The 13,832-nt window shown below is 57.4% G+C and carries 8 protein-coding genes; 3 read left to right on the top strand and 5 right to left on the bottom strand.

Annotated elements, in window-relative coordinates; translation table 11 throughout:
* The first annotated feature begins 160 nt into the window (after positions 1-160).
* Positions 161-1,177 carry a hypothetical protein gene (locus FYJ40_RS00945; protein WP_154514855.1) on the top strand — a complete coding sequence of 339 codons (1,017 nt, stop codon included), beginning with the start codon at positions 161-163 and terminating at the stop codon, positions 1,175-1,177.
* A 257-nt stretch (positions 1,178-1,434) separates the two neighbouring features.
* On the opposite strand, the gene FYJ40_RS00950 is transcribed toward FYJ40_RS00945, so the two are convergent.
* From FYJ40_RS00950 to FYJ40_RS00970, 5 genes are all read right to left on the bottom strand, one after another.
* Positions 1,435-2,424, bottom strand: a complete 990-nt coding sequence (locus tag FYJ40_RS00950; protein ID WP_154514853.1) for a hypothetical protein — start codon at positions 2,422-2,424, stop codon at positions 1,435-1,437.
* 53 nt (positions 2,425-2,477) lie between these two features.
* Positions 2,478-3,551 carry a hypothetical protein gene (locus FYJ40_RS00955; protein ID WP_154514851.1) on the bottom strand — a complete coding sequence of 358 codons (1,074 nt, stop codon included), beginning with the start codon at positions 3,549-3,551 and terminating at the stop codon, positions 2,478-2,480.
* Between the two features lie 2 nt (positions 3,552-3,553).
* Positions 3,554-3,880: a hypothetical protein gene (locus FYJ40_RS00960; RefSeq protein WP_154514849.1), complete on the bottom strand. Its 327-nt coding sequence runs from the start codon at positions 3,878-3,880 to the stop codon at positions 3,554-3,556.
* Positions 3,855-5,687 (bottom strand): hypothetical protein, encoded by a 1,833-nt coding sequence (locus tag FYJ40_RS00965; protein WP_154577077.1) that lies wholly within the window; start codon positions 5,685-5,687, stop codon positions 3,855-3,857. The genes FYJ40_RS00960 and FYJ40_RS00965 overlap by 26 nt, the downstream gene beginning before the upstream one ends.
* 165 nt (positions 5,688-5,852) lie before the next feature.
* On the bottom strand, positions 5,853-8,099 hold the full coding sequence (locus FYJ40_RS00970; protein WP_154514845.1) for a hypothetical protein: 2,247 nt from the start codon (positions 8,097-8,099) through the stop codon (positions 5,853-5,855).
* Positions 8,100-8,185: 86 nt separating this feature from the next.
* Between FYJ40_RS00970 and FYJ40_RS00975 the strand changes: the two genes are divergently transcribed.
* Complete coding sequence (locus FYJ40_RS00975) at positions 8,186-8,896, top strand: TetR/AcrR family transcriptional regulator (RefSeq protein WP_154514843.1); 711 nt, start codon at positions 8,186-8,188, stop codon at positions 8,894-8,896.
* An 11-nt stretch (positions 8,897-8,907) separates the two neighbouring features.
* Positions 8,908-13,671 carry a 2-hydroxyacyl-CoA dehydratase gene (locus FYJ40_RS00980; RefSeq protein ID WP_154514841.1) on the top strand — a complete coding sequence of 1,588 codons (4,764 nt, stop codon included), beginning with the start codon at positions 8,908-8,910 and terminating at the stop codon, positions 13,669-13,671.
* Positions 13,672-13,832 lie beyond the last annotated feature (161 nt).

Raw genomic sequence — 13,832 nt, forward strand, 5'->3', positions numbered from 1 at the left:
CATAGCCAATAACAACTGCTCGGCCAGCAGCGCGTCTAGCAGCAGAAAATGACCGCTGAACAGCCAAAGAGAAACTACTGGGCGGGTCAAGAATTATCATCAATATTAGGCGTTATGTTCTGTCGGCAGTATGTCTGAACAGTTCTGGGAAGGAGTTCACATGAGTCGTCAAGAAATGTTTTTTAATCCGGTGATGGAAGAGGTCAATGGCGTAAACAAAATGGTGATGCCTTACGTGAAAGATGCGGAGCGAACGGCTGACCCATATAAGTTTGACCTGGACCAGAACGGCGTGCCTCTTTTTACGGATAAAAACATCGCCTTTGTCAACGGCATGGTTGAGAACGATTCGAATTACAACCAGACGGACAAAGATGAACTTTGCAAAATATTCGAAGGCATGTTTGTTGGCAACGCGGATCATCGAATGGCGTGTATAGGAAGAGCGGTTTACGAAATCGACAATGAAAACTCGACCCGTTTAACTGCTGTTGGCCTGTATAAAATCGACGACCTTATGAAAAAGCTAAATTTGAAACCGGTTGAGATGACAGAGCCCGATGATGATGAAGAGAAAAAGACGATTGATGACGGTGAAAAGAAAAAGACAATAACTGGTGGTGTACTTTTTACGTCTCAGATTATTGCCGGCATTGAGAATCTCAAGGAGCGATTAAGCGTAGGCGACGATCGGCTTGTCTTCGAAATTTCACATGCCTCGACAACCTACCTGAATGAGGCTCATGTGGCAGATGCTAACAAGATTAATTTCTCGTTTGCCACAAAGTTTTGCCATTGGACTTGTCAGTATTTGGAGTTGGGCGATAAGTATTGCATTTACGATAATGTCGTCGCCAGTGTTCTCCCATATTTTGTGGATAACTATGCGAGCGGGGAGCTGGCTAGCTGGGACTGTTGCAGGATGAAAAAGATTAAGCGGGGCAAGGGCGGGCAAGAACTCGTAAGCACAATCGAGAATTACAAAAAAGATGATGATGGATATACCAAATATAGGAACTTGTACGATGCCGTTCTCGAGGGTATCAATAAATGGCGCTCTGAAAACAATCAGAATGGCGAAATTGGCTACCGTGAAGTTGACCGGTTAATTTGGTATTACTTCAAGGGTGCAAGCGGCAAGCGTGTAAAGCAGGCTTTGGCTTCAATCGATTATTAGGGGTGCTAGCAAATATTGCATGAAATAGTCCTCGTCCCACCTTTTGGGCGAGGACTATTTGTTCGTTTGGATATCGAGGCTATTTTCTGGCAGAATGCCTCGAAGGTTCTGGCCTGAGATGCGGATGACCTTGGTATGCCTCCCCCGAGCCGCGCGTGGCTCGGGCCTCCATCGATGGGGTACTGCGAATGCTGCGTTGCCGGAAGAGCTGGTGTCGTCACTGTTTGCCGCCTTTGAAGCTCCGCCCAAATGATTCATCATCGAGCGCGATGCCGATATATGTCTAGCCAAATCGGCTCTTCCTCTTTGCTGCTGGCGCACTCTTCTAGCAGGTTATCTATCTGATTCAGTTCAATCGCTTGCAAGGTCGCGCATGCTTCCGGCAAGGGCCGCGCTACCCTCCTCGCCCTGAACACGGGCGACAGCATCAGGTTCGTATGTGCCCATCCGGCAAAGCAACTGCCGTAGGGGATAGAGCCGCAGCCAATCTGCCCATCGGCATCGAGGTACAGACAGTCCAATTTCGAGTTTGCTACCAGGCAATAGCAAGGTCCCGGTGCCCACGGTCTGCAGTCGATCTCAAGAATGTCGCCCTTTCTGTACGGCGTGGGCAGGTCAACGTACGCCCCTTTGAACCATGGCCCAAAGATTCCACCCACAATGCAGTCGAGCACCTCGCCACATTCGCCCTCTTCTTCCCTACAGATGTACTGGATTTCGCCGGAGGCGTTTGCGTAGTAAGTGTAGTCTGGCTGTAGAAAGCCGTCGTATGGATATGAACAGCTCGGGTCGTTGGCAAGGTTGAACAGCTCGATCATCCAGTATGAGGACGATAAGTCTGTCATTTCGCTCCACTTGTCTGCGTATGCCTTCATTGCCGCAAGGGCGGCCTGCCACGATGCCACGGGGAAGGGGCCATGCGTGATCGCAGATCCAACTTCGCTGTCGATAAAGCTAATTTCGCTGACAAGCAGCATTTTCTTGTTTCCGTCGACGACCTTTAGCGCGTCTAGACAGTCATCGATGTAGTCGATGCAAATCTGCCGATAGTGCCAGTAAGGGGTGTCGTCTGACGAGTTGCACCCGTCAGCAACCAGTCTGCCGAGTAGCTCTCGTTTGCGGATAATTTCAACCGGTGCTCCGCCGACAATCTGCATGTAGTGATCGCCACTCAGGAGCTGCGGATTATGCAGCAAATGCTCTCGCAGCTCCGGAGATTCGATCAGGTTGATTATTTCTTCGTGCACGATAGTCTCCGAGTTATTGGTGCGACTTCTTGTGGATTCGGACATGGCGGCCTTTATTCAAATAGCTGCGGGTACTTCTCCTTGAGCGGCGCCTGATCAAGACGTAGCTCTTCCAGGTTGCGCTTCGCCTTGGACTCCATCCTTATGGTGTCGATAAACGCGATGAGTGAGTCGGCATACAGGTCGCCGCGCAGGTAGGCCTGGGCGGCGATTAAAATTCGCTGCTCGTCTTCGAGTGGTTTGCGATAGTACTCAAGATTCAGGTAAAGCGGGTCTGGCTCGCCTATGTAGAGGGGAAACGTCTCGTTGTAGGTAATCGAGCAGCCAGTGGCACGCATGTTGCTGATATCCCCTGCATGGCGATAGTGCTCGAGGCGCTGCTGCGCATGATCAAGCCATTCGTCAGAACGGTCTGCCTGACGAAGCTCTGCCTCGAGCTTTGTCCGGTCCCACGTGGGCAGATCGAACAGCATGAACGGCTCACGGGCACTGCCTTGCGGCGTCCAGACGATATCGCCGGTGTGGAACGGCGTGGGGATATCGACCCAGATGAACTCGAATGCGATCTCCCAATCGTTCTCAATGGGGCCGGCTGAAGGGCAATAAACGGAAAGGGCCTCACCTTTGCCGTTCACTAGGAGCCAATCTTCCCGGTGATGTTCTTCATCGGCATCGAGCGGGCACCGGGTGATGCGTACGCGTGCCTCTGGACGGCTCGCCAGTTCATCATCACTGCGCAACGCCTCGGCACATTTCTCATAACAGCTGAATGGCGCGCCGAAGGCCCCACAAAGTTGCCCGTCGGGCACAATCTCCTCTTCATATTGATAAACGTAGCCCGTCCCACTCGCAAACGCATCGACGCACCGCTTGTTGTAATCGATTGTCCAGCGCAAAAAAGTATGGAAATCGGGGATGGTCGGCCTTCCAAGACCGGCATGGGTTGCCTCCAGCGAACAATTGGGCATAGTGCGAGCGATCTCTTGCCAGGCTTCGCATTTCTGATCGAGCGTGGCGGTCTTCGAAAACCAAACCAGATAGGCGGCCTCGATGGTGTCGGGTTGAAAACTGATGCGGCGGAGATGCTCCCGAATGTCCCGGGAGTCCACAAAATCCAAGATGTCCATGGTTAGCTCCTCTTTGTTTTGAATCGTGCCGGCGGGGCTATCGTGTCATCGAACAGCTCCGGATAGCGGGTCTTGAGCCCGCCGTCTTCCCCTTCAAACCGCTCGGCTTTTTTCTTGACCAGCGCCTGCAGCTCGCAAAGACTTGATAGCGCAATAAGTGAGTCAAGACCCAGATTGCCGTCGAGATATGCCCGCACGCCGTACAGAATTCTCGCTTCCGGCTTGAGTGGGGTACGGCAGTATTCCATATCGAGAAGAAAACAACTCGGCTCTCCGATATAGACGGGGTACTCCAGGAGATATTCAATCTGAGAACCGTAGGCGTACATGTCGCTCGTATCGCCATTTTGCCGATGGTGCCTGAGCAGGTCGTCGGCATTTTTTTGCTGCGCTTTCCCTGTAGATGGAAGGCGGAAGCTCATCCATGACCCGCTTCGTGGTCCATGTTTGCATATTGAGAAGCAGCATGGGGTCGCCAGGGTCGCCGTGACGACAAATGATGTCGCCGGCGTGGAATGGCGTCGGGATGTCAAACCACATCAACTCAAAAGCGAAAGTGGGGTCTTCGCCCTCGCGTTCCATGTCGATGCAGCTCAGCTGGCAGTCCATAATTTCGCCTTTTGCGTTGAGCATGAGCCTGTCGGCGGCATAGTAGTCTTCATCCGGATCGATAGGGCGGCGCGTTATTTCTATCGAGGTAGGATTCTCCTCCTCAAGCTCATTCCAGATTGCCTCGAAACATTTTTCGTAGCTGGTGTAGGGGCCATAATTGCACCCGCTCTCATGGGGACTTCCCGTCTTGTCCTCAAAGAAATACATGTGCTTGCCAGGCTGTTTGAACCGGGCGATTTTCTTGCGCTCCCATCTGATGACGTCGCGAAGAAAGACATGGAAGTTGGGGATATTGAACGTGCCGTATCGCCTGTTCATCGCACAATTGGGCATGTTGTTGATAATCTTTTGCCAGCCCTTGATCTTCTGCCGTAGCGCCTTTTCGTTCGAACGGGCAACAATAAATGCCGCCTCGGACGTGGTGAACTCGTAGCCGATGTCTCTCAAATGCTCCTTGATGTCAGGCGAGTCGAGAAACTCGAGAATGTCCGAACGTATGGCGTTGACGCCGGCGCCGGCCGATGTGCGATATGGCTGCAAGCAGTCGTGTACGACCGATCCATCCGACCAATGTTTGCCACAGCCGGGGTCATCGTGCAGCTTTTTCGAGAGTTCGAGCATAAAGGAGCAATCATCGGGCAAGTCGCCGATATAGCGTTCGGCGGTGTAGAGCGCAGAGGGTGTGAAGTCGTCGAGGAAGCCGTCCGTGAAATCCCTCAAGCGGAGATTGCCTTCCTCAACGCCGTAGATTTTGCTCGGATAGGCGCACCAAACCTGGCCTTTGAACGAACTATCGTAGTCGTCTTCGAGCACGATGGCAAAACGGGGACCGTGATCGAAGGGCCGACCGTCGATCTTGATGATGTCGCCGGGGACCCAGGGAGTGTAAAAGACCTCGCCATTGGCGCAGAAGTGCTTGCTATTGTTCCACGGCAAGTGATCGATGCTTTGGTGCGGAGTCCGCTGATTCCGGCGATCGCTCAAAAAGACCAAATCGCCAGCTATGGTTGCGGCGAATATCAGCGAGGCTTGAGCACGTGGACGGTCGTGTAAGTCTTCGGCGGTATAGAGCTTAATCTGCCAGAATGATTCGGACCAATCTTCATCGGGGTCGTCATCGACGTATTGCTTCATGAGGGTTTGCGCAGCTCCCCAAGAGGCAACGGGGAAGGGGCCATCAAAGGTGTCGTGCCCGCGCTCGTCTTCACTGTAAAACACGCCGGAGACCAGCAAGATACCGAGGTCACGGTCAACGTTGTAAAGCATATCGAGTGCAGTGTCGAGTTGTTCGAGGCCGGAGTCAATCGCTTCAGCGTAATCCGATGAGACTTCTTTGCGAAGCTGCTCGAGCATGGTCCGTTTTTCGTCGAGCGTCTTGAGGGAGCCGCCGATGGTTTTACAGAGGGAGCCATCTGCCATTCCCATGTGTTTGAACATATGAGCACGCAGCTCATCGTCCTTGATGCAACTGCAAACGAGCTCCCTGCCGGCATCGGTGATCACGGTATCTGCTTGGCTGTCCATTGCAACCTCCAATTCGGTCGTTGCCGTTAGCATCCATCAGAGGTTGTGCTTTGTGGTCCCATTAACGGGTCTGATATGAATCTCGCGTCAAACATACTTTTGGAAACGCACTGGTACATGAGTGTGCGCGTACTGAAAGGACAATCGGTAGTGGCGTTTCAAAAACTAAGCGTAACTGGTGCAACCTCCCTCTAAGAAGGGATCGGCCGTCGCATCGAACAGTTCTGGGTAGCGGTCCTTGAGCCAGCTGTCTGCGTCCTCGAAGCCACGCGCCTTTTTCTCCGCCAGCGCCTGTAGCTCGCATGCGCTGGCCATTGCGGCGAGCGAATCAACCGCCAGGTCGCCTTTGACATATGCCCTGACGCCGTAAAGGATTCGCTCCTCTGATTTGAGCGGCTTGCGGTAATAGTCGATGTCCAAAAGAAAGCCCTCAGGCTCCCCAATGTAGAAGGGGAAATGCAAGGCGGATGAGACTTGGCAGCCGTAGGCGTACATGTCGCTGGTGTCGCCGTCATATCGGTGCCAGCGCAATAGCTTGTCGGCCTTTTGAACGAGGCGCTCTTTGTAGACGGAGGAGGCCAGCTCTTTGTCGACTCGTTCGGATCCCCAAGTTTGCAGGTCAAACAGCACCATCGGATTGTCGGGGCGTTGGAGGTTGCAGACGATGTCTCCGGCATGGAAAGGCGTCGGGATATCAAACCACATGTCCTCGAAATCGCTGGCGGTGCCCGCCTCGTCCCACTCGCTTTTGTTGCGGTAATCGCAAGACATTACTTCGCCGTTCGCATTGAGTAAGACCATGTCGTCGGCATAGTGGTCTTCTTCTGGGTCGATGGGACGACGGGTGATCCTGATGGCTTTGGGATCGTCACCGTCGAGCTCTTTCCAGATGGCATCGAAGCACTTTTGATAACTGCTGTACGGGCCGTAAAGATAGCCGACCTGCCCGCGCCAGTCCCACGAGTAGTCCTCAAAGAAGTACAGGCTTTGACCGTCCGTCCTTTTAAGGTGCGCGAGTTTTCGTTTCTCCTGTTTGATGACATTGCGCAGAAAGGCATGGAAGTCCGGGATGACGACCGTGTCGTTTCTGCGGCTCATGGCGCAATTGGGCATATTGTCGATGATCTTTTGCCAGCCTTCGAGCTTTTGCTGCAGCGTTGCTTTATGCGAGCAATTGACAATGAAAGCCGCTACGGGCGTGGTGAGCTCGTAGTTAATTCGTTGAAGATGCTCCTTAATACTTTGCGAGTCTAAAAACTCGAAGATGTCCGGACGAATATCCAGCTCGCTTTGGTTGGCGGGCTTGCGATACGGCTGAAGGCAGTCATGTCCGACCGAGCCTTCGGACCATTGCTTGCCGTAGTCGGGGTTGTCGTGCAGCATCTGCGAAAGCTCGAGCATAAAAGCGCAGTCGTCCGGCAGCTCACCGGTGTAGCACTCGGCGGTGTAGAGGGCGGAGGGGATGAAGGGGTCCAGGAGACTGTCGCTGTAGGTGCCGGATGAAAGTGAACCCTCCTTAACGCCGTGATCTTTACTAGGCCCTGCGCACCAGATCTGTCCCCGGAGCGTGTGCTCGTAGTCGTTTTCGAGCACAATGGCAAAGCGAGGCCCGTGATCAAAGGGGCGACCGTCGATTTTGAGGATGTCGCCTGGGACCCACGGCGTATAGATGGGTTCGTTGCTGTCGCAGAACCGTCTGCTATCGTTTCGCCAGGCGCTTTCGACATACGATTTGCGAGTGCGGTTATTGCGCTGATCGCGGAGAAATATAAGCTCACCATCCTTGGTTGCCGCAAACGCCAGGGAGGACTGCGCCGTTTGATGTTCGTGAAGGTCTTCTGGGGTGTATAGGTCGATCTTCCAGTACGATTCGGACCAGTCGTCTTCAGGATACTCTTCGATGTAGCGCTTCATGAGTGCCTGCGCGACCTCCCACGATGCGGTGGGGAAGGGGCCGTCAAGGGCGTCGGCGTCACGCTCCTCCTCGTTGTAGAACATGACGTATAGCAGGAGGATTCCGCGGTCGCGCTCGATGTTGTGAAGCATATCGAGTGCGCTGTTGAGCTGGGCGAGATGCGAATCGATATCTTCGACCAGTTCCGGCGAAACCTCCTTGCGGAGTTGCTCGAGCATGGTGCGTTTTTCATCAAGCGTCTTAAGAGAGCCGGCGATGATTGGCGCTGGCCAGTATAGGTATTTACGCATGTGGTCGCGCAGCTCTTGGCTCTTGATGCAGCTGAGGACGAGGTCCTTGCCGGCATCGGTGATGCCATCGCATGCCTGATTGTTCATGTCGGCCTCCTTATCGATCATTACCGGCATGATGAAACGGGCGTGGCGATTGTTGGTCCCATTAACGGGACCAAGCAGCGGCTCGATGTGGCAAAGGGACTGCCCCTTCGTCGCATCCAAATATTGCCTTTACGTGTTGATACACACGGTGTGCAATAATACTCGCACTGTGCAATAGCGCACAGGCAGAGTAACAAGGAGGACGCTTGTCCCAGCTCGAGAAATGCGATCGCCGGTCCCTTCGCTCGCAGCGTGCCCTTCGCCAGGCACTTGCCAGCGAGCTTGCCGAAAGCGGCGACCTTTCGCGCATTAACGTCGCGTCGCTCACCGAGCGCGCCGGCCTTACGCGCCGTACGTTCTATTCGCATTACCGCGATATCCCCGACTTTATCAATCAAATCGAGGACGGCTTGCTGGCCGAGATCCGTGAGCGTATTGAGCTCATCACCGCAGCTCGGCTGCCCGATCTCTATCACAACATCGATGAGCTCGAGCCGGCGCCCGGTTCGGTTGAGCTACTGCGTTATCTTGCGGCCAACCGCGACTTGATCGGTGCTCTGCTGGGTCCGGGCGGCGACCAGGCCTTCATTAAAAGGATTATCGACACCGCGCGTGAGGCTGTGGTGCCGCGTGCACAGACGGGCATTTTGGGCCTGGCGCTGGGCACGTTCTTTGACTACTACGTCACCTACGTCGTGAGTGCCGAGGTCGGCATGATTCAGCGCTGGTTTGAGCGTGGGCTCACCGAATCGCCCGAGGCCATGGCGCGCATGATGACGGTGCTCGCTTTTGTGCGTCCTGGTGACCTGTATGGCCAACCCATCGATATCAACGTGCCGGAGTACGGCATGAAGCTATTGAACTTGCAGCTCGAGGACGCGGCCGACACCGCCGTAACCGTCGAGTCCAACAACTAAGAGGAGAGACAATGAGCAAACTCGTCGAGGGCATCAAGGACCGTATGGTCGCCGCCGCACGCGAGGCTGCGCCCACCGTGGTGGACGCCGCGCAGAAGGCCGCGACCGCGGCTGCCGAGAAAGTTGCCGAGGCAGTTGCCGATGCCAAGAACGCGGCAGGGGAGACGTCCGTCGCTAGCGAGCCCGCAGCCGCCGCCCACGCCCCCGAAGGCGCAATCTTCAACCCCGACAACGCCCACGGCAACCTGCACCTGGGCATCGACGTGGGCTCCACCACCGTTAAGCTCGCCGTGCTCAACGATGACAACCAGCTCGTCTACGCCAAGTACCAGCGCCATCACACCGATGTTCGCGCCTGCGCCCGCGACCTGTTCGAGGGCGCCGCGACTGTGCTGCCGACGGCCCAGATGACCTGCGCCATCACCGGCTCGGGCGGCCTGCTGCTGTCCCAATGGCTCGACCTGGAGTTTGTCCAAGAGGTCATCGCCAGCAAACGCGCCGTCGAGACCCTCATCCCGGCCACCGATGTCGCCATTGAGCTGGGCGGCGAGGACGCCAAGATCATCTACTTCGATAACGGCATCGAGCAGCGCATGAACGGCACCTGCGCCGGCGGCACGGGTGCGTTCATCGACCAGATGGCAACCCTGCTGCACACCGACGCCAGCGGCCTTAACGAACTCGCGGCCAACGCCACCACCATCTATCCTATCGCCAGCCGCTGCGGCGTTTTTGCCAAGACCGACGTCCAGCCGCTGCTCAACGAGGGCGCCCGCCCCGAGGACGTGGCCGCCTCCATCTTCCAAGCCGTCGTGACCCAGACCATCTCGGGCCTGGCGTGCGGCCGTCCCATCCGCGGTAACGTCGCCTTCCTGGGCGGCCCGCTGCAGTATCTCTCCGAGCTGCGCCATCGCTTCTACCTCACGCTCAACCTGGACGAGGAGCACCGCATCGTGCCCCAAAATGCTCACCTGTTTGTGGCGAGCGGTGCCGCCATGGCGCACGAGTCCAATAAGCTCAGCACGTTCCCGCAGCTCATCGAGGCCATCGATGCCCTGGGTGACACACAGGGCGCCGAGGTCGAGCGTCTGGATCCGCTCTTTGCCACCGACGAGGACTTTGCCGAGTTCAAGACCCGCCACGACACCGAGGTCGTCCCCAAGGGCAAGCTCGAAGGCTACACCGGTCGCGTGTTCATCGGTATCGACGCCGGTTCCACCACCATGAAGGCCGCGCTTGTGGGTGAGGACGGCCAGTTGCTGCATACCTGGTACGGCAATAACAACGGTGACATCCTGGGTACGGCCAAGGTCATCATGGCCGATTTCTACAACCACATCCCCGCCGGCTGCACCATCGGCCACGTGACCACCACGGGTTACGGCGAGGCGCTGCTCATCGAGGCCCTCAAGGCTGATTCCGGCGAGATCGAGACCGTCGCGCACCTGCGCGGAGCCAAGGCATTCCTGCCCGGCGTCGAGTTTATCCTGGACATCGGCGGCCAGGACATGAAGTGCCTGCGCGTCAAGGACGGCGTTATCGAGCACATCATGCTCAACGAGGCCTGCTCGTCGGGCTGCGGTAGCTTTATCGAGAGCTTCGCCGTCTCTATGAACATGGACGTGCGCGCGTTCGCCGACGCAGCCATCCATGCCAAGGCTCCGGTGGACCTGGGCAGTCGCTGCACGGTCTTTATGAATTCGCGTGTTAAGCAGGCGCAAAAGGAAGGCGCCACGGTGGGCGACATCGCGGCCGGTCTGTCCTATTCCGTCATTAAGAATGCCCTGTTCAAGGTCATTAAGCTGCGCGATCCCAAGGAGATCGGAAGCCAGGTGATCGTCCAGGGCGGCACCTTTATGTCCGATGCCACGCTGCGCGCGTTTGAGCAGCTCACCGGCGTTCACGCCGTGCGTCCCGACATCGCCGGCTGCATGGGCGCCTATGGTGCGGCCTTGCTCGCCCGTGATCGCGCTGGCGCCGACGGCACCTCGACCATCCTTTCGGCCGAGGACATCGCGCACCTCACTGTGACGCAAAAGCACGTCCGCTGCGGCCGTTGCTCCAACAACTGCCAGCTCACCGTCAATGACTTTGGCGGCGGCAGGCGCTTCATTACCGGCAACCGCTGCGAGAAGGGCGCCGGCCACAAAAAGCAAAAGACCGAGGCCCCTAACCTCTTCAAAAAGAAAAACGAGCTGCTCTTTAATCGCGAGGTGCTGAGCCCCGACGAGGCCCCGCGCGGCACCGTGGGTATCCCGCGCGCACTCAACATGTACGAGAACTACCCCTTCTGGCACGCGTTCTTTACGCGCTTGGGCTTTAGCGTGCAGCTGTCCGACCAGTCGAGCAAGAAGACCTACCAGGCGGGCATCGAGTCCATGCCGTCCGAGAGCGTGTGCTATCCGGCCAAGATGAGCCACGGCCACGTGATGAACCTTATCGACCGCGATGTCGACTTTATTTGGATGCCGTGCGTGCGCTGGGAGCGCAAGGAGGATCCGACGGCTGGCAATTGCTATAACTGCCCCATCGTCATGAGCTACCCCACGGCGCTGGCGCTCAACATCGACGAGATCCGTGAGCAGAACATCGAGTTCCTGTACCCGTTTGTGCCCTATCACGACAAGACCGAGCTCAAGCGCCGCTTGTACCAGGTGCTTGCCGTCGACCGCGTGGCCGATGCTGAGGCCGGTCGCGGCCGCGTGCGCGGTCCCAAGATCACGCGCTCCGAGGTCGATGCCGCCGTCAACGCTGCCTTTGAGGCCGATGCGCGCTTCCACGAGGACATCCAGACCATGGGCGAGGAGGCCCTTAAGTGGGTCGAGGACCACGGCGGTCACGGCATCGTGCTCGCCGGCCGCCCCTACCACAACGACCCCGAGATCAACCACGCCCTGCCCGAGCTTATCTCGAGCTTTGGCTTTGCGGTCTTTACCGAGGATTCGCTTGCGCACCTGGTGAAGCCCGAGCGCCCCATCCGCGTCGTCGACCAGTGGATGTACCACAGCCGCCTGTACGCCGTCGCCCGTTTTGTGACGATGCGCAACGACCTGGACCTGATCCAGCTCAACTCTTTCGGCTGCGGCCTGGACGCTCTGACTACCGATCAGGTGCAGGAGATTCTGGAGGCCAGCGGCAAGATCTACACCGTGCTCAAGATCGACGAGGTGTCCAACCTGGGCGCCGCGCGCATCCGCATCCGCTCGCTCATGGCCGCGCTTAAGGACCAGGAGGCCGAGCGCTTGGCCGAGGCCGAGGCCGCGGGCGAGACCTACGAGCAGGGCGATGCCGCACCGGTGGCTCCCTCCACGGATGCCCCCGCATTCGCGAGCCGCAAGTACACGTTCGAGGCTCAGCGCGAGAGCGCATCGACCGCGTGGCCCAAGGTGCCCTTTACCGAGCAGATGCGCGAGGAGGGCTACACCATCCTGTGCCCGCAGATGGCGCCGATCCACTTTGACCTGGTCAAAGAGGTGTTCCGCGGTGCCGGCTACAACTTGGAGCTGCTGCCCTCGACCGATCACGACGCCGTCGAGGCCGGCCTGCGCTATGTGAACAATGACATTTGCTATCCGTCCATTTTGGTGACCGGCCAGATTATGGAGGCCATCGAGAGCGGCCGGTACGACCTGTCCAAGACGGCCGTGGTTATCAGCCAGACCGGCGGCGGCTGCCGTGCCACCAACTACATCGCACTCATCCGCAAGGCCCTGCGCGAGAGCGGCCACCCCGAGATTCCGGTGATCTCGCTTTCGGCGGTGGCGCTCGGTGAGGACAACCCCGGCTTTAAAATTACGCCGGCGCTGCTTAAGCAGGCAGTCTACGCGGTGCTCTTTGGCGACGTGATGATGCAGATGCTTTATCGCTGTCGTCCATACGAGGCTACGCCCGGTGCCGCCAACGCACTCTACGAGGAGTACATGGCGCGCGCCCGCAAGCTGGCGCCCAAGTTCAACCGCCACAACTACACCAAGCTGTGCCGCGAGGCCATCCGCGCGTTCGACACCATGCCGCTCGTGGGTGAGGGCACCAAGCCGCGCGTGGGCGTGGTCGGCGAGATCTTGGTCAAGTTCCACCCCACAGCCAACAACCACGTGGTCGACGTTATCGAGCGCGAGGGCTGCGAGGCCGTGGTGCCGGGCCTGCTGGACTTCTTCCTGTACTCCATGAGCAACGCCGAGCTGCAGAAGGATGAGCTCGGAAGCTCTGCAACCACGCGCGCTGGTATGCAGGCGCTCATCAAGCTCGTGGACTGGATGCGTACGCCGGTGGAGGAGCTGCTCCAAAAGTCCCGCCGCTTTGAGGCGCCCGAGCGCATCGGCACCATGGCGGACAAGGCCCGTACGGTGCTTTCGGTGTGCAACAACATGGGCGAAGGCTGGCTGCTCACGGCCGAGATGCTCGACCTGATTGACCATGGCGCGCCCAACATCATCTGCACGCAGCCCTTTGCGTGCCTGCCTAACCACGTGGTGGGCAAGGCCGTGATCAAGGAGCTGCGCCGTCAGCACCCCGAGAGCAACATTGTCGCGGTGGACTACGACCCCGGCGCGTCCGAGGTCAACCAGCTCAACCGCATTAAGCTCATGATCAGCGTGGCCAAGGAAAATATGCGCGCCGGTAAGGGCTTTAAGCTCGAGAAGGTGGCGCCGCTCGCGATGGACGAGGTCACCGGCCAGATGCGTACCCATGATGGCTGCGTGAGCTGTGGCTCGGCCAGCGAGGAGGCTGTTGCATCGGTCGCCAAGCGTCTGGGACGTGGCATTAAGAAGTAGTTGGCCTGCTATGTGCTAGATATGAGACAAACGGGTGGCAGCCGTATCGGCTACCACCCGTTTTTGCTGGACATATGCTGCGTAAACGCCCCAACTATCACCTCTTCCGAAGGCGACGTCTCAGTGGCACCAAAAATCGCCCTTGGAACTCTGAGATAATG

Origin of the sequence: Collinsella sp. WCA1-178-WT-3 (M1) (assembly GCF_009696325.1) — a bacterium.
Classification (GTDB): domain Bacteria; phylum Actinomycetota; class Coriobacteriia; order Coriobacteriales; family Coriobacteriaceae; genus Collinsella.